Source organism: Nocardiopsis sp. CNR-923, assembly GCF_001942255.1.
In the GTDB taxonomy this organism is placed as follows: Bacteria; Actinomycetota; Actinomycetes; order Streptosporangiales; family Streptosporangiaceae; genus Nocardiopsis.
In genome coordinates, this window is the sequence record NZ_MKKC01000064.1 from 34,891 (window position 1) to 60,063 (window position 25,173).

Genomic DNA, 25,173 nt, shown 5'->3' on the forward strand with positions numbered 1-25,173 from the left:
CCCCGGGCCGGCCCCAGGGCTCCCCACCGCCCTCGTCCGGGCGGGGCCCCGGCCGCCCCTTCGGCCCTTCCTCGGGCTGTCGGTCGGTCATGAGCGCACCCCTCGTCCCAGCCGCCGTCCGCCCCCCGGGGCCGGCGAGCGCCTTTTCCGAACTGCACCGTAACCGCGGGGGCCCGCGCGCACGGGCCCCCGCCAGGGCGTTTCCGGTAAAGGTCCGACCGAGATTTCGGCGCGACCGCTCAGGCCGCGGTGACGCCCCCGCCCCCGCGGGCCGCCAGCGCGCGCACGGCGAGCACCACGACCGGGAGGGTGAACAGCGCGGCGAACAGGTTGAGGCCGCCGAAACCGGCCTGGGTGAGCACGACGCCCGACACCGCGCCCGCCGACGCACCGCCCAGGTTCATCAGCAGGTCGCTCAGGCCCTGCACCCGCGGGCGCGCCTCGTCGGACACCGACTCGGCCAGCAGGGTCGACCCGGACACCAGGCCGAACGACCACCCCAGGCCGAGCAGCACCAGGCCGAGCGTCACCCTCGCCTCGTCGTCCCCGGCGGTCCCGGCGATCGCCACGGCCGCCAACAGCACGCCCTGGCCGGCCAACAGCACGGGCACCCGGCCGAGGCGGTCGGTGAGCCAGCCCACGAGCGGGGAGAGCGCGTACATCCCGGCGATGTGCAGCGAGATGGTCAGGCCGACGACCGTCAGCGCGGCCCCGTGGTGGGACATGTGCACGGGCGTCATGGTCATGACCGCGACCATGACGGTGTGGCTGGCCACGATCCCGACGATCGCCAGCACGGCCCGGGGGCTGCGCCCGACCTCCGCCAGGCCCGCGAGCGGGGACCGCCGGACCGGGGCCGCGTCGGGGACGCCCACGCCGGTGCCGCCCTCGGCGCCGACCAGCAGCGGGTCGGGACGCAGCAGCAGGAAGGTCAGGACCGCGCCGAGGACGAATCCGGCGGTGGTGAACAGTGCCGGGCCGAGCAGTTCGGGCAGACCGACCGCCGCGGCCACGCGCCCGCCGACCCCGATGAGGTTGGGGCCCAGCACGGCGCCGACGGTCGTCGCCCACACCACGATCGACAGGTCGCGGCCCCGGGTGTCCGGGCCGGCCAGGTCGGCGGCGGCGTGCCTGGCCTGGAGGTTGGTGGCGGTTCCCGCGCCGATGAGCACCATGCCGGCCAGGAACGGTGCGAACCACTCCAGGACGGTGGCCGCGATGACCACGGAGCTGCCCGCACCGCCCAAGGCCCAGCCGAGCGCCAGTCCGGGACGGCGTCCGCGCCGCGCGGCGACCGAGGCCAGGGGCAGCGCGAACACGGCCGCGCCCAACGTGATCATCGTGGTGGCCATGCCCGACCAGGCGTCCGAACCCGTCAGGTCCCGGGCGATGAGCGCACCCACGGCCAGCATGGCGCCCATGCCGAGGCCGCCGACGACCTGCGTGAGCATGAGGGTCAGGACGGTGCGGCGCTGGAGGCGGGCGCGTCGGACCTCCGGGAGCCCCCGACCGCTCAGCGTGGATGGCACGGTCACGAGGCCCGCCTTTCGATTTGTCCCGTTAACTGATGAATCGTAGACCTTTGTCACCTGCGGCCGTAGCGCCACCTGAGGTAACCGTGCTCACGTTCCACCGAGCGCATCTGCGCGTACAGCGTGTGAGGGTCGCGCGCGCTGATCACCACGCCCTCCTCCGGTATGACCGGCCAGCAGGCGTACGCCCAGAAGCAACGGGTGTAGCGGCCCCACACGACCACCCACGCGCCCTGCTTCTGCCACTCGACGTGCTCGGCGACCCGGCGCCGCTCCTCGTCCGCACTGTCCATGCCGATGACGGACATACCCGCGCCCGGGGGTGGTTGAGCAGGCCGGATCCGGCCACGCCCGCGTGTTCGGCGTCGTCGGCACGGCGACCCCGCCGCCGGGAGCACCCCGCCGCCAGCAGCGTGCGCGCCCGGCGGAGGGGTGTCCGGTGGGGCCGGGAGGCGTCAGCGTCCGGAGACGAGCTCGCTCCCGGGGACCGGCTCGGCCGGGTCTCCGCCCAGCGCCACGATGCGGTTGTCGCGGTCCACGTGCACGACGTGCTGGACGTGCTCGGCCCGCTCCGCCTCGCTGAGCTGGGCATAGGAGATGATGATGACCAGGTCGCCGGGGCTGACCAGGCGTGCCGCCGCCCCGTTGATCCCGATCACGCCGGTGCCGCGATCACCGGTGATCGCGTAGGTGACGAGTCGGCTGCCGTTGTCGATGTCGACGATGTGGACCTGCTCGCCGTCGACGATGTCGGCGGCGTCCATCAGGTCGGCGTCGATCGTGACCGATCCGACGTAGTGCAGGTCGGCCTGGGTCACGGTGGCTCGGTGGATCTTGCCGTTGATGAGGGTGCGCAGCACTGCTCAATCCTCGCTTCAGGTGTCTGGCGGACTACAGGCCCTGGTCGGGTCCCGTGCTCTGCCCATGATGGCCGCCCGCGCGCGGCGCCTCGACCACCGGGCCCCCACTAGTCGGCGCAACGCTCATCCCGCCCGGTGTGTTCCGTGGCGGAACCGCTCCACCCGGTCGCGGTCGGGGGGATCGGCGCCCTCGGTCGTGCACGCCAGCGCCGCGGCCGCCGCCGCGAACTCCAGGACCTCCCGCGCCGCCCCCGGGACCAGGGTCGCGAGCACACCCGGACCGGCCAGGTAGCCCAGGTCCGACAGCCGGGCCAGGACGGCCGCACCGAAAGCGTCGCCCGCGCCCACGGTGTCCCGGACCGGGACCCGCACGCCCTGGACCGACACGGGGTCGCTCCAGCGGGGGGACAGCGCCACGGCGCCGTCGCCGCCCCGGGTGAGCAGCAGCAGGTCGAGTCCGTGCCGGTCCGCCCACCCTTCGGCGACCGCGACCGGGTCGCGGCCCGGTTCCAACCAGGCCAGGTCCTCCTCGCTGGCCTTGACGACGTGGGCCGCGTCCATCCACCGCGCCGCCCAGGCGGCCACGGCGGACCGGTCCAGTCCCACGGCCGGGCGCGCGTTGACGTCATAGGCCAGCACCGTGCGCTCCCGGTGCGCCCGCGCCCACGCCAACAGGTGCCCGGCGCCCGGCTCCAGCACCGCCGCCAGGGAGCCGACGTGGATCGCCCGGGTCTTCCCGGGCGGTTCCGGCAGCTCCCGCGGGCTCCACCCCCAGTCGGCGGTCCCGTCGAGGTAGAAGGAGTACTCCGCCGCGCCGTGCTCGTCCAACCCGACCACAGCGACCGTGGAGGGTTCGTCTGCAGCCACGGCCATTCCCAGGTCCACGCCGCGTTCGACCAGGTGGGCGCGGATCCGGCGGCCGAACGCGTCCCCCGACAGTCGGCAGAGCAGGGCCGCCCGTCCCCCGAGCCGGGCCAAGGCGACGGCCGTGTTGGCCGGGCCGCCGCCCGGCAGCGCCCGCCACAGGTCCGCGCCGGGCTGGGGCACCAGGTCGACGAGGGCCTCGCCGCACACCAGGATCATCGGCGGGCCCCCGGCGCCAGCGCGCCCGAGGGCAGCTCGTCCGGATCCAGCGCTCCGGTCATCACGGCGACCGCGTCGGACATCGAGCACCCGGACGGGTCGAGGGTGGCGACCCGCCGACCGAGTCGCTGCACGTGCACCCGGTCGGCGATCTCGAACACGTGCGGCATGTTGTGGCTGATGAGGATCACCGGCAGCCCGTTGTCGCGCACGCGCAGGATCAGGTCCAGCACCGCGCGGGACTCGCGCACGCCCAGCGCGGCGGTCGGCTCGTCCATGATGACGACCTTGTTCCCGAACGCCGCAGCCCGGGCCACCGCGACCGCCTGGCGCTGGCCGCCCGAGAGCGTCTCCACCGCCTGGTTGGGGTTCTGGATGGTCATGATGCCCAGGTCGGCCAGGTGGCGGGCGGCCTCGGCCCGCATGCGCGGCCGGTCGAGCATGCGCAGCACCGATCCGAGCGGCCCCGGCCTGCGCAGCTCCCGGCCCAGGAACAGGTTGGTGGCGATGTCCAGGGACGGCGAGACGGCCAGGGTCTGGTGCACGGTCTCGATGCCCGCCTCCCGGGCGGCGATCGGGGTCGGCAGCCGCACGGGCGCGCCGTCGACCAGGATCTCGCCCTCGTCGGGCACGATCGCCCCGGACAGGGCCTTGACCAGGCTGGACTTGCCCGCCCCGTTGTCGCCGATGACGGCGAGGATCTCGCCCGGGTACAGCTCCAGGTCGGCCCCGGCCAGGGCGGTCACCCTGCCGTACCGCTTGACCAGGCCCCGCGCCTGGAGCACCGGCCGTGTCCGGGCCTCCTCCCGCGAGGGTGGGGCGACGTCGGTCCGCGAGGTCGGTCGGCTCATCGGCGGGCCCTCCTGATCCACTGGTCGAGGGACACGGCGAGGATCACCAGGACGCCCACCGCGAAGTTCTGCCACAGCACGTCCACACCGGCCAGGGTCAGGCCGTTGCGGCACACGCCCACGATGAGCGCGCCCATGACCGTGCCGACGATCATGCCCCGGCCGCCGAAGAGGCTGGTTCCGCCGAGCACGACCGCGGTGATGCTGTCGAGGTTGTCCATGACACCCGCCTGCGGGCTGGCCGAGGCGATCCGGCCGATGAGGATCCACGCGCCCACCGCGTAGACCAGGCCCGCGACGGCGTAGACGCTCAGCAGCACCCGGTCGACGCGGATGCCCGCCAGACGGGCGGCCTCCCGGTCGTCGCCGGTGGCGTACACGTGCCGTCCCCACCGCGTGCGGTGCAGGGCGTAGGCCAGCACCGCGACGAGGGCGAGCATGAGGAGGGAGCCGTAGGTGAGGCGGGCGCCCGCGAAGGTCACCACGCGGCCGGTCCACAGCAGCAGCGCCGACATGTCGGCGCCGCGGATCGTCTCGCTGCTGGAGATCCACAGGTTCAGCGCGAAGAAGATGTTGAGCGAGCCCAGGGTGACGATGAACGGGGGCAGCTTCACCCTGGTGACGAGGAACCCGTTGAACAGGCCGCAGGCCGTCCCGCTGGCCAGTCCCACCAGCAGGACGAGCGGCCCGGGCAGGCCCAGGTCGGCCGAGAGGCGGCCCATGACGATGGAGCACAGCACCATGATCGAGCCGACCGACAGGTCGATGCCCGCGGTGAGGATGATCAGGGTCTGCCCGAGCGCGAGCGTGCCGACGACCGCGGTCTGCTGGAGCACCAGCGAAAGGTTGGCGGGCTGGAGGAAGTTCGGGCTGACCACGGCGAACGCGCAGACCGTGACCAGTAGGACGGCGGCGGGGCCCACGGTGGCCTGGGCGTGCAGGAGGCGTTGGAGCCGGTCGACCGGGCCCCGGGGGCGCGCGTCGATCTCGGCCGGAGGCGGTTCGGGGTCCGGGGAGGACACCGGGCGGGTGTTGGAGGTGGTCACGGTGCGTCTTTCTTCGCGTGGCGGACGGGGTCAGCCCCAGCAGTTCTCCTGGCCCCAGGCGCTGTCCCGGGACTCCAGGCCCTCGGCCTCCCGGTCGGTGATGAGCTCGACTCCGGTGTCGACGAAGTCCGCGCCCTCGGTGTGTTCGGGCAGTGCGCCGGTCTGGCCGTACTCGACGACGGCCTCCACGCCCATGGCGGCCATGTCCAGGGGGAACTGCATGGCGGTCGCGCCCAGGACGCCGCTGGCGACGTTGTCCACGCCCGGGCAGCCGCCGTCGACCGACACGATGGTCACGTCCTCGGCGCGCCCCGCGGCCAGCAGCGCCTCGTGGGCCCCGGCGGCGGCGGGTTCGTTGATCGCGTAGACGAGGTTGAGGTCGGGGTCGCGCTGGAGGAGGTTCTCCATCGCGGTGCGACCGCCCTCCTCGGCGCCCTCGGTGACGTCGTGCCCGACGATCCGGGGGTCGTCCTCGTCGCCGATCCGGCCGGGGTCGGCGACGTCGACCCCCAGCCCCTGGAGGAAGCCCTGGTCCCGGGCGATGTCCACGGCGACCTGGTTGGGGTTGAGGTCGAGCATGGCCACACGCGGCTCCTCCCCCTCCTCCTCGAAGCGCTGGGCCGCCCACGCGCCGATGAGTTCCCCGGCGCGGAAGTTGTCGGTGGCGAAGGTGGAGTCGACCGCGTCGGCGGGTTCGGTGGGCGTGTCGAGCGCGATCACCAGGATCCCGGCGGCGCGGGCCCGGTCCAGGACCGGGACGATCGCCGCGGAGTCGTTGGGGGTGATGAGGATGCCGTCGGCTCCGGCGGCGATCAGGTTCTCCACCGCCTGGACCTGGGTCTGGTTGTCTCCGTCGTACTCGCCGGAGAAGGTCTGGAGCCTCACGCCGCTCTCCTCGGCTGCGGCCTCGGCGCCCTCCTGCATCTTGACGAAGAACGGGTTGGTCTCGGTCTTGGTGATCAGCCCCACCAGGACTCCGCCGTCGCCACCGCCGCCGTCGGAACAGGCGGCCAACGAGGCCGCCAGGCCCAGTCCCGCGGTGGCGGCCAGGGCCCGGCGCGTCCACGGTGCTTTCGTCATGCGCATCTCCTTCGGGTCGCCCCGCTGGGCGCGAGGCAGGGGGTCGGGGGACGCCGTCCCGTGGCCCAGCCACCGAGACAACGATGTCCCGAAAGTTTCAGCGAGATGTCACCGCTGTGTCAACCCCCGCAGTCACGGCTGTTCGACCATGCGAAGAAGCAAGTCCCACCCCGTTGACAACGTTGACTCGCCCGGTGCAGAGTGAGCCACGCCTCCGATTCCCGCCACGTCCCGCGGGCCCACCGACCGACCGGCCGCCACCGCCGCCGACCGGGCGCCCCGAACCGCACGGGTGCGGCAGAATATGACCGTCCCCACCTGCCGGATCGCGGCGACGGGCCTTGGGAGGCGGCGTCGGACGGCACCGTCGCGTCCGTGCGGGGACGACGGTCGAGGCGACGCGGAGAGAAGCCGGGGTTCGAGTGTCGGTGCACCACAATGGCATGGAGCGATGGTCCACGTCCGGGGAGCCGGTCCGCCGGGCCACGATGAGGGACGTCGCCGCGCTGTCGGGGGTGAGCATCAAGACGGTCTCACGCGTCATCAACGGCGTCTCCACGGTCTCCGACGAACTGCGCGACCGGGTCACCCGGGCCATCGCCCAACTCGACTTCCAGCCCAACCTCGCCGCCTCCAGCCTGCGCCGCACCGACGGCGCCACCCGGCAGATCGCCCTGCTCCTGGAGGACGTGGCCAACCCCTTCTCGGCGACCCTGAGCCGCGCGGTGGAGAACGTCGCCCGCGACCACGGAACCCTCGTCTTCACCGGCAGCCTGGACGAGGACCCCCAGCGCGAACTGGAGCTGGTCCGCGCCGCCACACTGCACCGGGTGGACGGCATCATCATCGCCCCCGCGGCGACCGACCACGGCTACCTGCACCCGGAGATCCGCTCGGGCACACCCGTGGTGTTCGTCGACCGCCCGCCGCGCGGGCTGGCCGCCGACGCGGTCCTGGCCACCAACACCGAGGGCGCGCGTGAGGCCGTCCTGCACCTGGCCGACCACGGGCACACCGAGATCGCCTTCCTCGGCGACGCGCGCACCATCAGCACGGTCGGCGAACGCGTGGCGGGCTACCGTGCGGCCCTGGCCGAACGGGGTCTGCCCGCACGGCCCGGCCGCCTCGTCCAGGACCTGCCCGACACCGCCAGCGCCGCGCGCGCGGTCGCCGCGCTGCTCGACGCCCCGCACCCGCCCACGGCCCTGTTCACCGCACAGAACCTGGTCACCATCGGCGCGATCCACGCGCTCCAGGAGCGCGGCCTGCACGAGCGCGTGGCCGTGGTCGGCTTCGACGACTTCCCCATGGCCGACCTGCTCGTGCCCCGGGTGACCGTGGTCGCCCAGGACGTGATCCGGATCGGGACCCTGGCGGTGCGGCGGTTGTTCGAACGCATCGGGGGCGACGACGCACCTCCCCGCGAGGACCGCGTGCCCACCACACTGGTGGTACGCGGCTCCGGGGAGATCGCTCCGCCGCCGTGATCGCGCCGACCGCGCACGGCGACGGGTGAACGACCTCAGCCGAACGACGAGTAGGCCACCACTCCGCGCAGGACCAGGTCGGCGGCCCTGCGCGCGGTGGAGCGCACCTGCGGGTCACCGGTGGCGCCGGCGATCTGGCCCAGCATGTCCGCGAGCATCTTGGCCGTGCGCACGAAGTCGCCGGCGGGCATGTCCGCCTGCCGCAGGATCGCGTCGAGCCGGTCGCCGCGCGCCCACCGGTGCGCGGTCCACACGAACCCGAAGTCCGGTCGGCGCAGGAACGACACCCGGTGGCGCGACTCGACGTCGTTGAGGTCGCCCCACAGCCGCAGCATCTCCTGGAGGGTCTCCTCGACCCGCCCCGTCGGGATCCGCGGGAAGGGGTCGTCGTTGCGGCGCGGCTCGTAGACCAGGGCGGCCGCGCAGGCGGCCAGGTCCACCGGGGTCAGGTCCGTCCACAGCCCCCGCCGCAGGCACTCGGCGACCAGCAGGTCCAGCTCCGAGTAGACCTTCGCCAACTGGGCCCCGTCCGTCGAGACGGTGTCGTCGGTCAGGTAGCCCAGGTCCTCCAGGACCCCGCACACCTGGTCGAAGGTGCGCGCGATGACGTGCGAACGGCCCTCCACGCGGCGGCGCAGGCCCTCGGTCTCCTTGCGCAGACGGAAGTGGCGCTCGGCCCAACGGGCGTGTTCCTCGCGCTCGTCGCACCCGTGGCACGGGTGCGCGCGCAGCTCGGCGCGCAGCCGCAGCACCTCGGCGTCGTCACCGGAGGCGCGCGGGCCGCGCCCGGCCTCGGGCGCGTCGCCCTGCTCCCTGAGCTTGTTGCGCAGAGTCGAGGCCAGGTCCTGGCGCGAGCGCGGCGACCGCGCCGAGAACGACCTGGGGATGCGCATCCGCCCGGACGGGTGCACCGGGATCGTGAAGTCGCTGGCGTTGATCCGCTTGACCTGCTTGTCGGCGGTGAGCACCAGCGGCGCCGGAAGGTCCAGCTTGAGCCCGGGGTCCAGGACCACGGCGTGGCCGGAGAAGCGGCCCGAGGGGATGCGGATGATGTCGCCCGGACGCAGCTTCCCCAGACTCTCCAGGGCCTCGTCGCGGCGCCGGGCCGAACGGGTCCTGGCCAGCGCGGACTCACGGTCGCTCAGCGCCCGGCGCAGCGACGCGTACTCCATGAAGTCGCCCAGGCGGCACTCGGCGGAGGCCGCGTACCCCTCCAGGGCCTCCTCGTGCTTGCGCAGCTGCTTGACCAGGCCGACCACGGCGCGGTCGGCCTGGAACTGGGCGAAGGACTCCTCCAGCATGGAGCGGCTGCGACGACGGCCGACCTGGCCGACGAGGTTGACAGCCATGTTGTAGGAGGGCTGGAAACTGGAGTTGAGCGGGTAGGTGCGGGTGCCCGCCAGACTGGCGACCGACTCGGGGTCCGTCCCGGCCTGCCAGACCACCACCGCGTGGCCCTCGACGTCGATTCCCCGCCGCCCCGCGCGTCCGGTCAGCTGGGTGTACTCGCCCGGGGTGAGCTGGGCGTGGGTCTCTCCGTTCCACTTGTCCAGCTTCTCCATGACCACCGTGCGGGCGGGCATGTTGATGCCGAGCGCCAGCGTCTCGGTGGCGAAGACGGCGCGGATCAGCCCCCGGCAGAAGAGGTCCTCGACGATCTCCTTGAACGTGGGCAGCATCCCCGCGTGGTGGGCCGAGATCCCCGACTCCAGGGCGCGCAGCCACCCTTCGAAGCCCAGAACGGCGAGGTCGGCCGGGGGGATGTCGGCGCACCGCGTCTGCGCGTACTCGCGGATCCGCGCGGCCTCCTCCGGGGTGGTGAGCACCAGACCGGCGGCCACGCACTGGCGCACGGCGTCGTCGCACCCGGCGCGGCTGAAGATGAACGTGATGGCGGGCAGCAGGCCCGCGTCGTCGAGTTCGCCGACGATCGCGGGCCGGGCCGGCGGCGCGTACCGGGTGCGGGGGCGCGCGTTACCGCGGGCGCGCGCCTGCGGGGCGCGCCGCCGGTGCGCCAGCTGGGTGGTCCGGGCGTCCTCCTCGGCGATCCGGATCAGCCGCGGGTTGATCGCCAACCGCTGTCCGCCGACGACGATCTCGCGCGGCCGACGCGACTGGTCGCGGCGGCGGTCGCGTTTGCGCTTGCGACCGCCCCCGCTCGGCCCCTCCTCCTGGTCGGAGGCGTCCTCCTCCACTGTCTCGGCGAACAGGTCGTGGATCCGACTGCCCACCATGACGTGCTGCCACAACGGGACGGGCCGCTTCTCGTCGACGATGACGGTGGTGTCGCCGCGCACCTGCTGGAGCCACTCGCCGAACTCCTCGGCGTTGCTGACCGTCGCGGACAGGGCGACCATCCGCACCGACTCGGGCAGGTGGATGATCACCTCCTCCCAGACGGCCCCGCGGAACCGGTCGGCGAGGTAGTGGACCTCGTCCATGACCACGTACGCCAGCCCGCCGAGGGTCGCCGACCCCTCGTAGAGCATGTTGCGCAGCACCTCGGTGGTCATGACGACCACGGGCGCCTCGCCGTTGACGCTGTTGTCGCCGGTGAGCAGCCCGACCTTCTCGGCCCCGTACCGGCTGACCAGGTCGTTGTACTTCTGGTTCGACAGCGCCTTGATGGGGGTGGTGTAGAAGCACTTGGTCCCCTGGCTCAGCGCCAGGTGCACCGCGAACTCGCCGACCACCGTCTTGCCGGAGCCCGTGGGCGCCGCGACCAGCACCCCGTGGCCGTACTCCAACGCCTTGCAGGCACGGATCTGGAAGGGGTCGAACTCGAACCCGTAGAGGCCCTGGAAGGCCTCGATCGCGGCGCTGGAGGCGCTCTTGCGCCGACGGAAGGCGGCGTACCGCTCAGCGTGAGTACTCATAGGCCTCTCAGACTATGAGGTCAGCTCCAGCATCTCGACCGCCTCGGGAACCACGTCGCAGACCAGCGGAGGACGGCCGATCCGTTCCCCGTCGGCGTAGGCGGCCCCCGCCTCGGTGCGGATCGCGACCCGGCGACCGCGCTCGACCACGACCAGGTCCAGACCGGTGTGGCCGCCGGTGAAGACCAGCGGGAACAGCCGAATGAACCGGGCGGTCGGCGCAGCGCGCAGGAAGACCACGTCGAGCAGGCCGTCGTCGGGAACCGCGTCGGGGCACACCCGCATGCCGCCGCCGTAGGCGTTGGTGTTGCCGACCGCGACGAGCATGCCGGGCTCCTCGATCCGCCGCCCGTCCACCTCGACCGTGAAGTCGGCGGGGGTGAAGGACCGCAGTTCGGCCAGCAGGCCCAGCAGGTACCCGGCCCGGCCCACGCTGAACCGGAAGCCGTTCACCCGCTCGTTGACGCGGGCGTCGAAACCGCAGGCCAGGACGCTGAGGAAATGGCGTTCGGCGCCGTCCTCCAGCCGCACGCGCACCGCGTCCAGGGAGCGCCTGCGCCCGGCCAGGATCGCCGCTGCGGTGTCCCGGGCGGAGCGGCCGGGACGGCCGACGGCACGCGCGATGTCGTTGCCGGTCCCGGCGGGCACGACCCCCAGGGGCACCCCGGTGCCCACCACGGCCTGCACGGCCTGGTGCACCAGGCCGTCCCCGCCCACGGCCACCAGTGCGTCGGGCCGGTCGGCGGCGGACAGGCGGGCCAGACGGCGGCTGTCGGCGGCCGAACGGCCGGCCAGGACGCGCACGTCGGCGCCCGCCTCACGCAGGCGCTCCTTGAGCCGGACCGCGGTGACGGCGGCGCGGCCCCGCCCGGAGCGGGGGTTGACCAACAGGTCGATCTCGGGGGTCATGGCGTGGTCCTTCAACTGCCCGGGGGTGCGGAGGGCGCGCGGGGCCCGGCCGGGCGCACCCTCGCGCCGGGTGTGCCCGGCCGTCAGGATCCGTCGGTGCGGACCCGCTCGGCCTCCTCGCGCTGGCGGCGATGGTACTCCTCCATCGCCTCGGGGGTGTTCAGCGGGGAGGGCACCCACGCGACCTCGACGTCGACCTCGCGGTTCTGGATGCGCCGCTCCTCCTCCGTCAGGTACTCCTCGGGGATGTCGAACTCGCCGTCGCGGGCGCCCAGGACGAAGGCCTCCCACTCGGCGGGGGTGAAGAACAGCGTGCCCTTCTCGGGCGACTTGCCGTCGCGGACGGCGCGGAAGCGTCGTCGAACGTGGCGACCTCGACGACGGCCTCGGACTCCTCCTTGGACAGGGAGGAGCGCATCCACACCGCGTGCGTGGTGTCGTGCCACTTCTCGTTGCCCATGGCCTCGGGAGGAAGTTCACGCTTGGCTTGGGACTGCTCACTCATCGCACTGGCCCTTCACAGCATCGGTCTCCCCGGAAGCGGCCCGGGGCGCCGGGGCCGTACCGTCCGGCCCCCGCCAGACCCTAGCGTGTCGCGGAGGCGCTCATCGGCGCTTGGAGGACTTCTCCTCCACGTCCGGGCCGTCCAGGTCCGAGGGCGCGTCGTCGAGCTCGGAGATCTCGTCGTCCCCGAGATCGGTGTAGGGGTCGTCGCGGCGCTTGCGGCGGTCGTTGAGGAAGGCGAACAGCTCGGCCGCCTCGAACAGGACCACCAGCGGAACGGCCAGTGCGATCATGGAGATCGGCTCGGCCGGGGTGATGACCGCCGAGACCGCGAACGCGCCGAAGATGATCGCCCGGCGCCACTTGGCCAGTGCGGCGTGCGGCAGGATCCCGGCCAGGTTGAGCAGCGCGACCAGCAGGGGCATCACGAAGCCGAGCCCGAACATGACCATCATGATGATCATGTAGTCGAGGTACTGGTCGACGGTCAGCATCGGGTCGGCGTCCTCGGGCAGGAAACCGAACAACACGCTGAGCGCCAAGGACGTGATCCGGTAGGCCAGCGCGGCGCCGCCGACGAACAGCACCACGGCCAGCGGCACGAAGACGTAGACGTACCGCTTCTCCCGGCTGTGCAGGGCCGGGGCGACGAACGCCCACAGCTGGTACAGCCAGACCGGCGTGGAGACCAGGGCGCCGACGAAGATCCACACCTTCATCGCGACGAAGAACGCGTCGAAGGGGCCGGTGACGATGAGCGAGCAGCCCTCGGAGTCGAACGCGGACGACTCCGGCAGCGAGCAGTACGGCGCCGTGAGGAAGTCCCACACCTGCTGGTAGAAGACGTAGCCCACGACGGCACCCAGCACGAGGCCGATCAGCGCCTTGGTCAGGCGCCCGCGCAGCTCGCGCAGGTGGTCCATGAGCGGCATCCGGGCCTCCGGATTGGCCGCCCGGCCTCGTGCCCTCATCGCGTGGTCACTCTCTCTCGTCCGGTTCCGCTGCGTCGGAACCCGCTGACACCGTCACGCGCGGCACCCTGCCGCGCCGCACGCGCGCCCGGACCGGCGCCCCACGGGGCCGGTCCAGGAAGAGCGCGGCTCAGTCGCCGTAGCTACGGGGCTGGGTCTGGCCGGACTCGTCGACGATGCGCTGGCCGGGCGGCAGCTGCGGGTATCCCTGCTGCTGCGGCTGCTGCGCCGACTGCTGCGGCGCCGACTGCTGCTGCGGCTCGGCGTCGTGCTGCCGGGACCGCTTGTCGTCGCCGGTGTCGTTGTCCTCGTCCATCAGGCCCTTGCTCTCGGCCTTGAGGATGCGTGCGCTGCGGCCCACCGAGCGGGCGAGGTCGGGCAGCTTCTTGGCTCCGAACAGCAGCACGGCCAGGACCACCAGAATGGCGATGGTGGGTCCGTTGATGGGTCCCATGGTTCTACCTCTCTGTGGGGCGCAACCGAGCGCCTTCGATGGTACGCGCACTCGACTTCCGTGACGTCACGTTCCCGTTCCGCCCCGGTTGACGCGTTCTGGGTCGGTTCCGCTCGCCTGGTGACCGCCCGCGACCCTGCTCACCGCCGCCGAGAGCACGCGCGCCCGCCCCAGCGCCCTCGCGGCGAGGACTCCGACGGCCACGGCCCCGGCGAGAACCGTGCTGAACAGGACGGCGAGGGCGATCATGCCCACCACCATATCCGCTCCGCCGTGACCCGCACCCCACCCCCCGGTGAACGGGCGGGCCGTGCGCCGGGCCGCGGCCCGCTAACGCACCGCGCCCGCCCCGTAGTGGGCGAGCGCCCGCGCGGCCTCGGCGCGCACCTCCTCGGCGACCTCGGCCGGGGCCGCGACCCGGCACGCGGACCCCAGCCCCAGGGCGAGGCGCACCACCCACGCGGGGGCGGGCGTGCGCAGCGTCGCGCGGACCCCGCCGCCGGGGAGTTCGGCCACCGAGTCGCACACGTAGTCCTCGGTGACCCACCGGGCGGACGGGTCCAGGTCGAGGGTGACCACCGTGTCGCGCTCGGAACGCTGGAGCACCCCTGTCGACAGGTCGCGGCGGCCCACTCCCTCGGGGACCCGTGCCGCCTCCGACAGGACGGCCAGCTCCAACACCCGGTCCAGCCGGAACAGGCGCACGTCGCCGCGCAGGTGGCAGTACCCCTCCAGGAACGGGTACCCGTCCTGCACCACCAGGCCCATCGGGTCGACGTCGCGCTCGGTCACCTGGTCGAGGTAGCCCGACAGGTACCTCAGGCGCAGGCGCTGACCGGAGTCCAGGGCCTCGGCGCAGCGGCGCTGGGTGTCGGCGACCTGCTCGTCCACCTCCACCCGCACCTGCACGGCGTCGGCCAGGGAGGCGACCGCGGACCCCGCGGCGGCGCGCAGCTTCTCGCCCACCCGTTTGAGGGCGCCGCCCTCCAGTCCCTCCGCCTCGGGCAGGGCCTCCAGCAGCGACAGTCCCACGACCAGGCTGGCCGCCTCGTCGGCGGTGAGTCTCAGGGGCTGGGCCAGGGTGTCGGCGTTGCCGATGATGATCTCGCCGGTCTGCCTGGCGGCGTCCAGGTCGACATCGATCAGGTCGCCCGGCGTGTAGCCGGGCAGACCGCACATCCACAGCAGGCTCAGATCGGCGACCACCTGCTTCTCGCTGAGCCCGAAGTGCTCGGCCACCTCGGGCACGCGCACGTCGCGGCCCAGGGCGTAGGGCACCAGCATGAGCAGACGGCGCAGCTGGTCGGCGGAGCGCGGACCGCGCGCGGGCGCACCGGGTCCCGCGTCCGCGGCCGGGTCGCCGGAACCCCCGACCGGGGCCGTGGGCTCGGCCGTAGCCGCCAGGTGGGCGGCGATCGCCTCACGGCGCCCGCGGGTTCGACGACGACCGCCCGCGCGCCGAACGAGGACACCCGGCGCACGAGGTCGGGGGTGTCGAAGTAGGGCAGGGTGAGGGTGTCCCAGCCGTCGCCGGAGGTGTCGCGCTCGCCGGGCACCACGCGCAGAGCGCCGCGCCGCAGGTCGTGGGCGGCGTCGGTGCGCACGCGCAGGACGGCGCAGCGTTCGGGCTCGGCGCGCTGCCCGGCCACCACCGACCGCAGGTCCACGCCCTCGGGGACGGCCACGTCGGGGCCGCCGCGCAGCACGCTCACCGCGCCGCGCACGCGGCCGAGCCGGAAGACGCGGCGGGCGCCGCGCATCCGGTCGTGGCCCACCACGTACCAGTGGCCGCGCAGGTTGACGATGCCCCACGGCTCGACCTCGCGCCGCTCGGCCGTCTCCTGGCCCGGCTTGCGGTAGTCGAAGGCGATCGGCCGGCGGTCGCGCACGGCCTGCCAGACCGGGCCGAAGGACGGTTCGTCCGTGCGCATGGCGGGGGTCAGACCGGGGGCGGCGCCGGAGTCCACCGGCACCCCGGCCGCCCGGAGCTTGAACAGGGCGTTGGCGGCGGCCTCGCCCAGGGAGGCGTGCCGCCAGGCACGCGCGGCCAGGCCCAGGACCAGGGCCTCGTCCGGCAGCAGCTCGATCTCGGGGAGCTCGTAGTCGGTGCGCCAGATGCGGTAACCCTCCTCGCCGCTGACCGCGTCACCGGTCCCCACCTGGATGGGGATGCCGCTGTCGCGCAGCTCGCGCTTGTCACGCTCGAACATGCGCTTGAACGCGGACTCGCTCTCGGCCTCCGCGTACCCCAGCACCGTCTCGCGGATCTCCTGGGCGGTGAGATGGCGGCGCGTGGACAGCAGACAGATGACCAGGTTCAACTGCCGTTCCGTCTTCCTGCGCGACATCGCCAGCACCCTTCTCGACACGTGTGGTGGATCCACCGACGGGTGCCGCGCCTCGCGCGCGTCGCTCCGCCGTCGGTTTCAGCAACGAAGGTACCGTGCCGAACATGATCCGGTGGCGTCGTGGTGTGGTCCGTCAGCTCCTGCCCTCCTGGCCGGGTGTGCGGCCGTGCGCGGTCGACCTGACCGCCGAGGACGGCCGGGAGCCCGCCAGGTGCCGGGCGCTGGCCTACACGGACCTGGTCGGAGCCCCGCGGGTGGGCGACCGGGTCCTGCTCACACCGGCGCCCTGGACCTGGGCCTGGGCACCGGCGGGTACGCACTGGTCGTGGCCGTGCCCGACCGGTTGCCGCCCGACACCCGCGGCCCCGGCCACCTGGTCAAAGCCCGCTACACCCCGTTCCAGGCGACCGTCCAGGGCGCGACGAGCAGGGGTCCGCGCACCACGCGACGCTGTGCGCCGCACCGGGCGTGGACGCCATGCCCGTGGTGGTGGCCGACCTGCACTCGGCGCTGCCCGCCGTCGTCGCCGGAGTGCGCGCTGCCCGACCGGGGGCCCGGATCGCGTACGTGATGCTCGACGGGGGCGCGCTGCCCGCCGCCTTCTCCCGGATCGTGGCGGTGCTGCGCGAGCAGGGCCTGATCACGGGGTGCGTGACCACCGGACAGGCCTTCGGCGGCGACCTGGAGGCGGTCACCGTGCACTCGGGCCTGCTCACCGCCCGGCACGTGCTGGGGGCGGACGTCGCCGTCGTGTGCCAGGGGCCGGGAAATCTGGGGACCGGAACACCCTGGGGGTTCTCCGGCGTGGCCTGCGGTGAGGCGGTCAACGCGGTGGCGGCTCTCGACGGACGGGCCGTGGCGTCGCTGCGGATCAGCGAGGCCGATCCCAGACGGCGGCACCGGGGGGTGTCGCACCACAGCCTGACCGCCTACGGCCGGGTGGCCCTGGCCGGGGCGGACGTGGTCGTGCCCCGCCTTCCCGGGGCGTTCGGGGAGCGGGTGCGGTCCCAGGCCGCGGAACTGGCCGCCCGGCACACGCTCGTCGACGTGGACGTCGCGGGGTTGGAGCACGAACTTCGGTCGCTGCCCGTGCAGGTGTCCACGATGGGTCGGGGACTGGAGCAGGACCGGGCCGCGTTCCTGAGCGCCGCCGCCGCCGGGCGGCACGCGGCCCGGCTGCTGGACGCCTGAACCCGTCAGGCGCGCTGCAACGAGTCGCCGTGCGGGGACGGATCCGGAACGTGGCCGGGGCGCGCGGACGTGAGCATGTGCGGAGACGGGACGTCGAAGAACGCGCCCGGCCGGAACATGGCCAAGGACGTGGGATCGGCGCGCACGCCCTCGTCCACGCGGAGCGCGTCCGGGACGAACACCGTGCCGTCGCCGCAGGTGACCCCCCACTCGCGACCCGACCCCGCGGAGACGATCTGACCGGGCGCGCCCCCGGCGATGTCCCGGTGCAGCGTGCCCCCGCACAGGGTGATGTGGGCGCCGCCGAACCGGGCGAAGGCGCCCGGGTAGGGGTCGGCGAGCGCGCGGACCATGCGGTCGACGTCCGCTCCGGAGGCGGTGAAGTCCAGGTGGCCGTCGCAGGGGCGGCGCCGTGGCCACACCGAGACGTGGCCGCTCTGCGGGCGGCGCGGCGCGGCGCCGTCGAGGAGACCGTCCAGGTGGCGGATGAGGAGTTCGGCCTGGAGCCAGCTGACGCGCTCGTACAGGCCGGTGGCGGTGATGTCGGGGGCCACGTCGAACCACAACTGGTCGACGATGTCGCCGGATTCGGACCCGTGGTCGAGGTGGAAGAGGGTGACCGCGCTGGAGCGCATGTCGCGCAGGATGGTCCAGGGGATGGGGGCGCGTCCGCGCCCGACCGGCAGCGGTGAGGGGTGCAGGCCGACGCCGCCGAGGGTCAGGGCGGACAGGAGCTGTTCGTGGACGATCTGCGACCAGCCGGCGACGACCATGAGGTCGATGCTGTGCGTGGCCAGGGCGTCGCGCACCTCGTCGGAGTTGATGTCGGCGGCGCTCAGGTGGGTCAGCCCGTGGCGCCGGGTCAGCGGTTCGTAGTCGAAGTAGCCGCAGCGGTGCGCCAGCTCGGCGGGGTAGGACACGACGAGGCTGGGTGGTCGCCCCTGGGCGCAGAGTTCCTCCACGGCCGGAACGCCCAGGCGCAGCCCGGAGACGTAGCAGTAGCGTCGGTCTGACATGGCTCCCCCTCGCGACCGATGGCACCGACTCTACGCATGCCGGCGGGGCAGACCGTGGACGTGCGGCCGTCAGGCGTGTCCGCGAGCGTTGCCCGTCGACGACACGCGGGCGCCCCCGCGCGGTGTGCGCGCGCCCGGTGCGACGGCTACTCCTGGCCGCCGGAGTCCTCCTCGGGCGAGGCCTCCTCGGTGTCCTCCCCGTCCTCGGCCGGTTCCTGCGCCTCCTCGACCGGCGGCGGGTTGTCGTAGGCGCCCAGCAGGTCCACGACGAAGACCAGGGGACCGGCGGGGCCGCCCCCGGCCTCCTCGGCGGTCTCCCCGTAGGCCAGGTCGCCGGGGATCACCAGCAGCAGGCGGCTGCCGACCCGCTGGCCGACGATGCCCTCGACCCAGCCGTCGATGACGCTGCCCTCGGCGATGGTCGTGTCGAAGGGCTCGCCGGCACGGCTCCACGTGGAGTCGAAGACCGGGTGGCCGCCGTCCTCGTCGGCCTCCCAGCGGACACCGGTGTACTGGACGATGATCTGCTGCCCCTCCTCGACCTCGGGGCCCGTCCCCTCGATCAGGGGCTCCACCACCAGGTCCTCGGGGGCGTCGGTGTCCGGGATCTCGATCACCGGCTCGCTCACGTCGTCCTGCGTGACGGTCGGCAGGTCGCCGCCGCCGTCGCTGGTCTGCTCGCCCGGGACGACCGATCCGTTGCCGAAGCGGTCGATCACGTCCAGCACCAGCACGCTGGCGCCCTCGGGCACCTCCTGGCCCGCCGCCTCGGCCTGCGCCGTCTCCTCCTCGGACAGCGGGGGGAAGACGTACACCATACGGCTGCCGACGGACTGGTTGACCAGCACGTCGGTGATGTACTCCGGCATCTGGTTCATGCGGATGAGGTCGGGGGCGCCGGTCTCGTAGCTCGACTGGCCCTCGACCGCCTCCCCCTCGCCCGGCCCGGTCCACTGGTAGGAGGCCACGTTGGCGACGAGGAGGTCGTCGGCGCGCACCAGCTCGTCCTCACCCGAGCCCGGGTTCACGACTCCGGAGATCTCCTCGTCCGGGAGCTCCTCGTCGGGGAAGGTGATCTCGGGCTCCTCGCCGACCGGTCCGGAGACCTCCGGGAGGCGGGGGTCGAGCTGGTCCTCGTCCATCCTGAGGAAGGCGGGCGTGCGCCATTCCTCGGGGATGGATCCGCAGCTCGAAACCGCCAGGGCGAGGGCGGTCAAGGGCACCGCGAGGGCGGCGGCACGTCGGTGCATCAGTCACAACCTCTGGTATCGGGCTCAGGACAGGGTCACACTACCGAATGGTCGGCGCACGGCCGTCCACGAGCACCGGTCCAGAGGCCGCGGTCCCCTGACCACGCCGGACGTCACATCCCGGCGATGAGCTTCTCCACCCGCTCGTCGACCGACTTGAACGGGTCCTTGCACAGCACGGTACGCTGCGCCTGGTCGTTGAGTTTCAGGTGCACCCAGTCGACGGTGAAGTCGCGCCGCTGCTCCTGGGCCCGTCTGATGAACTCCCCGCGCAGCCGGGCGCGCGTGGTCTGCGGCGGCACCGACTTGGCCTCGAAGATCTTCAGGTCGCCCACCACCCGGTCCATCTGACCGCGGTTCTGCATCAGGTAGAACAGCCCCCGGTCGCGGTGGATGTCGTGGTAGGTCAGGTCCAGCTGCGCCACCCGCGGTGAGGACAGCGACAGGTCGTGCTTGTCGCGGTAGCGTTCCAGCAGCAGGTACTTGGCGACCCAGTCGATCTCCCGGGAGACCAGTGCCAGGTTCTGCGTCTCGACCGCCTCCAGGGTGCGCTGCCACAGCTCCAGCACGCGCTTTCCCACCGCGTCCGTGCCGTGCCGGTCGACGTAGCCCTGCACCTTCTCCAGGTACTCGCGCTGGATCTCCAGCGCGCTGGCCTCGCGCCCGTTGGCGAGCCGGACCTTGCGCCGGCCGGTCATGTCGTGGCTGACCTCGCGGATCGCCCGGATCGGGTTCTCCAGGGTGTAGTCGCGCATGACCACACCGGCCTCGATCATCCGCAGCACCAGGTCGGTCGAGCCCAGCTTGAGCAGCGTCGTGGTCTCGCTCATGTTGGAGTCGCCGACGATGACGTGCAGCCTGCGGAACCGCTCGGCGTCGCGTGCGGCTCGTCACGCGTGTTGATGATGGGGCGCGAGCGCGTGGTCGCCGAGGAGACGCCCTCCCAGATGTGCTCGGCGCGCTGGCTGACGCAGAACAGCGCGCCCCGCGGAGTCTGGAGCACCTTGCCCGCGCCGCAGACGATCTGGCGGGTGACCAGGAACGGGATCAGCACGTCGGCCAGGCGGCCGAACTCGCCGTGCCTGCCGACCAGGTAGTTCTCGTGGCAGCCGTAGGAGTTGCCCGCCGAGTCGGTGTTGTTCTTGAACAGGTAGATGTCCCCGGCGATGCCCTCCTCGTGCAGGCGCTGTTCGGCGTCCACCTGGAGCCCCTCCAGGATGCGCTCACCCGCCTTGTCGTGGGCCACCAGGTCGGCCAGGCCGTCGCACTCGGGCGTCGCGTACTCGGGGTGGCTGCCCACGTCCAGGTACAGCCGGGCGCCGTTGCGCAGGAAGACGTTGCTGCTGCGTCCCCAGGACACCACTCTGCGGAAGAGGTAGCGGGCGACCTCGTCGGGTGACAGGCGGCGCTGCCCCCGGAAGGTGCACGTGACTCCGTACTCGTTCTCCAGACCGAAGATCCGTCGTTCCACGCGGCCTCACCAACTTCCCGTCACCGGGGCGCGGCGACGGGGCCTCGCCGTCCGCACCCGCCCGGCTGGTGCGGCGCGTCGGTCGCGCCGCACCGCGTTCGTCCATCAGGTCATTCGTCGGTCTGGTCCTCGTCGGCGCCGTCCCCGTCGGCGGAGGCGCTGGCCGCGGAGCCCCTGGCTGCGGTACCGCCGTCCCCGCCGTCCCCGCCGGACCCTGCGCGACCGCGCGCCCGGCCCTCCTCCAGCAGGGCGGTCAGGCGTCGGCCGTGGACGCGGCGGAACTTGCGGTGCTCTCGGGCCCGCTCCAGGACCGCCACCTCCAGGTTGCCCGCCTCCAGTTCCCGGTCGGAGCCGTTCTCACGGGCCAGGGCGTGGGTGGCGGTGTTCAGCGCGGCGCTGAGCGGTGCGTCGGCGACGAACCGCTGCTTGAGTGCCGTGGCGACGCTCTCGGATGAGCCGCCGACCGCGACGAAACCGCGCTCGTCGACGATCGAGCCGTCGAAGGTGATGCGGTAGATCTCGTCGTCGGCCGCGGTGTCGCCCACCTCGGCCACGACGATCTCCACCTCCCACGGCTTGAGGCTCTCACTGAAGACCGTGCCCAGGGTCTGGGCGTAGATGTTGGCGAGCTGGCGCCCGCTGACGTCGCGACGGTCGTACTGGTACCCGCGCACGTCCGCGAACCGCACGCCCATCAGGCGCAGGTTCTCGAACTCTGGGTAGCGTCCGACGGCCGCGAAGCCGATGCGGTCGTAGAGTTCGCTGATCTTGTGCAGTGTGCGGGACATGTTGTCCGCGACCATGAGGATCCCGCCCTCGTACTGCAGGACGACGGCGCTGCGGCCGCGCGCGATGCCCTTGCGCGCGTAGTCCGCCTTGTCCTTCATCTGCTGTTCGGGGGCGACGTAGAACGGCATCGACACCGCGGATCGTTCCTTACCTAGTCAAGAGAAGTCTGCGTGGGGCCTCGGACTGGATCAGCTCAACGTCGCGGTCGGGCCGTCGGGGTGCGCGGCCCGGCCCTGGACCACCTCCGTCGCCAGACGGGCGACGTCGTCGGTCGGGACACGGCGGTGTCCGGCCTCGGTGATGACGTCGACGAGGGGGAAGATCTTGCGGTGCAGGTCGGGGCCGCCGGTCGCGGAGTCGTCGTCGGCGGCGTCGTACAGGGACTCCAGCGCCACCCTGACGGCGCCGGTCTCGTCCAGGTCGTCCCGGTAGAGCTTCTTGACCGAGCCCCGGGCGTAGACCGACCCGGAGCCGATGGAGTGGTAGCGGTGCTCCTCGTAGCGCCCGCCCACGGCGTCGTAGCTGAACACGCGACCGACGTCGGCGGTCTCGTCGTAGCCGACCAGTAGGGGGACGACGACGAAGCCCTGCATGGCCATGCCGAGGTTGCCCCGGACCATCTGGGCCAGCTTGTTCGCCTTACCCTCCAGGGAGAGCACCCGGCCCTCCATCTTCTCGTAGTGCTCCAGTTCCACCTGGAACAAGCGGGCCAGTTCGATGCCGATCCCCGCGGAACCGGCGAAGGCGACCGCGGAGAACTCGTCCGTGCGGAACAGTTTCTCCATGTCCCGGTTGGCGATCACGTTGCCCTGGGTGGCCCTGCGGTCCCCGGCCATGACCACGCCCCCGGGGAAGGTCAGGGCGACGATGGTCGTCGCGTCGGGCGTGAGGTGCTCGGCCCCCTCGCCCGAGGGCAGGTGGTGTCCGGGCAACAGCTCGGGGCTGACCGATCGGACGAACTCGGTGAAAGACGAGGTTCCCGCACTCATGAACGCGGCGGGCAACCGTCCGCCCTCGAACCCTTCGAACACGCGACTCCCTCCACTCGCGTCCCACCCCGTCATGGGGGCGGATGGGACGCCTGTCATCTCGTTGTCGACGGCCGGACGCTGTTCCCGACCGATGGAATCGACCCTAGCCGTGTGCGCGGCGGTGCCGACGGCACGGGAGTGCGCTGTCAGCGAACCACCGCCGGGCGGCTACTGGCCGCCCTTTTGCACGAACTGCCGGACGAAGTCCTCGGCGTTGCTCTCCAGCACGTCGTCGATCTCGTCGAGGATGTCGTCGACCTCCTCGTCCAACCTGTCCTTGGTGTCCTGGACGTCCGTCGTGGCCTCGGTCTCCTCGACCTCGGTATCGCGGCGCGATGCGTGCTTGTGGCCGCCGGTGTCCTTCGTCGCCATGGCTGGCTACCTCCCGTTCGGGGCTCTCGCCCTTATCTTGGCCCAACGACGAGCGGCTCAACCCCCTTCCCGATGCCCGATACTCGCTAGTTACCTCGGATCGTCCCCTGTGCCCGGGCATGGAGCCGCAGGCGGGCAGCTCCGCTCGCATCCGCCCGACCCGCCCGGCGACGGCGGTGCGGGCGCCTTCCCGGGCCCCGCGAACCCTTGACCCGGGCGTCAACCCCCCTACCACAGGCCCGTAAAGAGCCGAAGATCCCACCGCCGCCACCCGCCCCACCCACCTCCATGACCTCGCGTGTTACGAACACGTGACGGAGAAATCACGGACGGAGCGTCGAGGGATTGGCCGGATCCGGCCACGCAAGTCCCCTTGCGAAGCCCATGGCGTCACCAAAGGTGATGAGCTCGACGCGCAAAGCCAAGGTCACGCGCGCCGTGGCTACGCGTAGCCACGGATGATCGATCGGGTGATCGGGTGATCCCGCACAACCCTGAATCGTTTTATGGGAAGAGGGTCTTTCCCTCCCCAATTTGCCCACTTATCGTGTGGAATCGTTTACCGAATGTCTCGGTGAACTTCGGCGGGCGAAGGCTCCTTCCCCGCGGCAAGGGGCGGTCCTTCCCCGAGGAACCCGCCCCGTTCCCCCGCCCATCCCCCAGCAGAGTAGGGACAATGCGACCCTCCCCCCTGATCTCCGCGATCGGAACCGGTGCGCTCGCCTTCGGTCTGGCCATTTCCATGCGCCGGGCGTGAACGCCGGAACCTCTCCCCAACTTCCGTCCCCCCGGACGCCCGTCGCCGACGACGAGGCGTCCACGATGCTCGAAGCCCTCCAGAGGGATCTCGACCTCACCCCGTTCGAGGCCGAGGAACTCCTGGAGGCCCAGGACGAGGCCCTCGCCCTCGACGCGGAGGCCACCGAGGCCGCCGGCGCGGCCTACGGCGCTCGGTGTTCGACACCGACGCCCTTGAACTGACCGTCCTGGTGACCGACGCCGAGGCGGTCGAGACCGTGGAGGCCACCGGCGCCAGCGCCGAGGTCGTCTCCCACGGCGCCGACGGCCTGTCCGACATCGTCGAGGACCTCAACGCCGCCGACGCCGACAGCGACGTCGTGGGCTGGTACCCCGACGCGGCCAGCGACAGCGTGGTCGTCGAGGTCGTCGAGGGCTCCGACGCCGACGTCGACGCACTCGTGGAGGCCGCGGGCGTCGACCCGTCCGCCATCGAGGTCCAGGAGGTCTCCGAGCAGCCCGAGACCTACGCCAACGTCATCGGCGGCCTGGCCTACTACACGAGCTCCGGCGGTCGTTGCTCGATCGGCTTCCCGGCCACCAACAGCTCCGGCCAGCCGGGGTTCGTCACGGCCGGCCACTGCGGCTCGGTCGGTACCGGCGTCACCATCGGCGACGGCTCGGGGGCGGTCCAGTACTCCGTCTTCCCCGGCAACGACGCCGCCTTCGTCCGAGGAACGTCCAACTTCACCCTGTACAACCTCGTGTACCGCTACCAGAGCGGCGGCTACCAGTCCGTGACGGGCAGCACCGCCGCCCCGATCGGCTCGTCCGTCTGCCGTTCCGGCTCCACCACCGGCTGGTACTGCGGCACCATCCAGGCCCGCAACCAGACCGTCCAGTACGCACAGGGCACCGTCTACTACCTGACCCGCACCAGTGTGTGCGCCGAGCGCGGCGACTCCGGCGGCTCCTTCATCTCCGGCACGCACGCGCAGGGCGTCACCTCCGGTGGCTCCGGCAACTGCAGCGTCGGCGGCACCACCTTCTACCAGGAGGTTGACCCGATGGAGAACTCCTGGGGCGTGCAGCTGCGCACCAGCTAGGCGCTCCCCCGGGCCCTGGCTCCACAGGCGTCCACGACCACCAGACCCCCACCCCCACCCCCAGGTGTCCCCGTCCGCGCGTCGCGCGGGCGGGGACACCCCCGTTGCCGGGCGACCCTGGCGCGTGGCCGAACGCCTCATGGGCCGCGGCCCCCGGAAGACGCGAGGGACCGGCTGGAGCTTCGGACGACGCCGAACCCGGAACCGA

At 72.5% G+C, this 25,173-nt stretch carries 18 protein-coding genes and 5 pseudogenes; 3 read left to right on the plus strand and 20 right to left on the minus strand.

Annotation, left to right across the window (positions count from 1 at the left end):
- Positions 1–239 precede the first annotated feature (239 nt).
- The 7 genes from BJF83_RS05885 to BJF83_RS05915 all read right to left on the minus strand — a co-directional run bounded on the left by BJF83_RS05885 (position 240) and on the right by BJF83_RS05915 (position 6,452).
- Positions 240–1,535 carry an MFS transporter gene (locus BJF83_RS05885; RefSeq protein WP_075925500.1) on the minus strand — a complete coding sequence of 432 codons (1,296 nt, stop codon included), beginning with the start codon at positions 1,533–1,535 and terminating at the stop codon, positions 240–242.
- A gap of 50 nt (positions 1,536–1,585) precedes the next feature.
- Positions 1,586–1,825 (minus strand): hypothetical protein, encoded by a 240-nt coding sequence (locus tag BJF83_RS05890; RefSeq protein ID WP_187347098.1) that lies wholly within the window; start codon positions 1,823–1,825, stop codon positions 1,586–1,588.
- A gap of 162 nt (positions 1,826–1,987) precedes the next feature.
- A complete protein-coding gene (gene panD / locus BJF83_RS05895) occupies positions 1,988–2,392 on the minus strand; it encodes an aspartate 1-decarboxylase (RefSeq protein WP_075925502.1) in 405 nt (134 codons plus the stop codon).
- 123 nt (positions 2,393–2,515) lie between these two features.
- Entirely contained in the window at positions 2,516–3,475 is a 960-nt protein-coding gene (locus BJF83_RS05900) for a carbohydrate kinase (protein WP_075925503.1), read from the minus strand.
- A complete protein-coding gene (locus BJF83_RS05905) occupies positions 3,472–4,326 on the minus strand; it encodes an ATP-binding cassette domain-containing protein (protein WP_075925504.1) in 855 nt (284 codons plus the stop codon). Before BJF83_RS05905 ends, BJF83_RS05900 begins: the two co-directional genes overlap by 4 nt.
- Positions 4,323–5,372 carry an ABC transporter permease gene (locus BJF83_RS05910; RefSeq protein ID WP_187347099.1) on the minus strand — a complete coding sequence of 350 codons (1,050 nt, stop codon included), beginning with the start codon at positions 5,370–5,372 and terminating at the stop codon, positions 4,323–4,325. The genes BJF83_RS05905 and BJF83_RS05910 overlap by 4 nt, the downstream gene beginning before the upstream one ends.
- 30 nt (positions 5,373–5,402) lie before the next feature.
- Positions 5,403–6,452, minus strand: coding sequence for a substrate-binding domain-containing protein (locus tag BJF83_RS05915; protein WP_075925505.1), 1,050 nt, complete (start codon positions 6,450–6,452; stop codon positions 5,403–5,405).
- Between the two features lie 443 nt (positions 6,453–6,895).
- On the opposite strand from BJF83_RS05915, the gene BJF83_RS05920 reads away from it, so the two are divergent.
- A complete protein-coding gene (locus tag BJF83_RS05920; protein WP_143831803.1) occupies positions 6,896–7,939 on the plus strand; it encodes a LacI family DNA-binding transcriptional regulator in 1,044 nt (347 codons plus the stop codon).
- Between the two features lie 35 nt (positions 7,940–7,974).
- On the opposite strand, the gene BJF83_RS05925 is transcribed toward BJF83_RS05920, so the two are convergent.
- From BJF83_RS05925 to BJF83_RS05955, 7 genes and pseudogenes are all read right to left on the minus strand, one after another.
- Complete coding sequence (locus tag BJF83_RS05925; RefSeq protein WP_075925507.1) at positions 7,975–10,815, minus strand: RNA helicase; 2,841 nt, start codon at positions 10,813–10,815, stop codon at positions 7,975–7,977.
- Between the two features lie 12 nt (positions 10,816–10,827).
- Positions 10,828–11,724: a diacylglycerol kinase family protein gene (locus tag BJF83_RS05930; protein ID WP_075925508.1), complete on the minus strand. Its 897-nt coding sequence runs from the start codon at positions 11,722–11,724 to the stop codon at positions 10,828–10,830.
- Between the two features lie 83 nt (positions 11,725–11,807).
- Positions 11,808–12,229, minus strand: a pseudogene (locus BJF83_RS05935) (DUF397 domain-containing protein).
- Between the two features lie 100 nt (positions 12,230–12,329).
- Positions 12,330–13,160 carry a twin-arginine translocase subunit TatC gene (gene tatC, locus BJF83_RS05940; protein WP_075925509.1) on the minus strand — a complete coding sequence of 277 codons (831 nt, stop codon included), beginning with the start codon at positions 13,158–13,160 and terminating at the stop codon, positions 12,330–12,332.
- A 169-nt stretch (positions 13,161–13,329) separates the two neighbouring features.
- On the minus strand, positions 13,330–13,653 hold the full coding sequence (gene tatA, locus BJF83_RS05945; RefSeq protein ID WP_075925510.1) for a Sec-independent protein translocase subunit TatA: 324 nt from the start codon (positions 13,651–13,653) through the stop codon (positions 13,330–13,332).
- A gap of 66 nt (positions 13,654–13,719) precedes the next feature.
- Positions 13,720–13,902 carry a hypothetical protein gene (locus BJF83_RS05950; RefSeq protein ID WP_075925530.1) on the minus strand — a complete coding sequence of 61 codons (183 nt, stop codon included), beginning with the start codon at positions 13,900–13,902 and terminating at the stop codon, positions 13,720–13,722.
- An 81-nt stretch (positions 13,903–13,983) separates the two neighbouring features.
- A pseudogene (locus tag BJF83_RS05955) lies at positions 13,984–16,001 on the minus strand (helix-turn-helix transcriptional regulator).
- Between the two features lie 104 nt (positions 16,002–16,105).
- On the opposite strand from BJF83_RS05955, the pseudogene BJF83_RS05960 reads away from it, so the two are divergent.
- Positions 16,106–17,192, plus strand: a pseudogene (locus BJF83_RS05960) (DUF3866 family protein).
- A 5-nt stretch (positions 17,193–17,197) separates the two neighbouring features.
- Here the strand turns inward: BJF83_RS05960 and BJF83_RS05965 are convergent.
- From BJF83_RS05965 to BJF83_RS05990, 6 genes and pseudogenes are all read right to left on the minus strand, one after another.
- The gene (locus BJF83_RS05965; protein ID WP_075925511.1) at positions 17,198–18,208 is read right to left on the minus strand and encodes a methionyl-tRNA formyltransferase; all 1,011 of its coding nucleotides are present in this window, start codon (positions 18,206–18,208) and stop codon (positions 17,198–17,200) included.
- 146 nt (positions 18,209–18,354) lie between these two features.
- Complete coding sequence (locus tag BJF83_RS05970) at positions 18,355–19,458, minus strand: FKBP-type peptidyl-prolyl cis-trans isomerase (protein ID WP_075925512.1); 1,104 nt, start codon at positions 19,456–19,458, stop codon at positions 18,355–18,357.
- Between the two features lie 113 nt (positions 19,459–19,571).
- Positions 19,572–20,929 (minus strand): annotated as a pseudogene (pafA, locus tag BJF83_RS05975) (Pup--protein ligase).
- Between the two features lie 110 nt (positions 20,930–21,039).
- A complete protein-coding gene (gene prcA, locus BJF83_RS05980; protein ID WP_075925513.1) occupies positions 21,040–21,852 on the minus strand; it encodes a proteasome subunit alpha in 813 nt (270 codons plus the stop codon).
- 54 nt (positions 21,853–21,906) lie between these two features.
- Positions 21,907–22,749, minus strand: coding sequence for a proteasome subunit beta (gene prcB / locus BJF83_RS05985; protein WP_075925514.1), 843 nt, complete (start codon positions 22,747–22,749; stop codon positions 21,907–21,909).
- A gap of 168 nt (positions 22,750–22,917) precedes the next feature.
- Complete coding sequence (locus tag BJF83_RS05990) at positions 22,918–23,121, minus strand: ubiquitin-like protein Pup (RefSeq protein WP_075925515.1); 204 nt, start codon at positions 23,119–23,121, stop codon at positions 22,918–22,920.
- A 676-nt stretch (positions 23,122–23,797) separates the two neighbouring features.
- Here BJF83_RS05990 and BJF83_RS05995 point away from each other — a divergent pair.
- Positions 23,798–24,965, plus strand: a pseudogene (locus BJF83_RS05995) (S1 family peptidase).
- Positions 24,966–25,173: the final 208 nt, after the last annotated feature.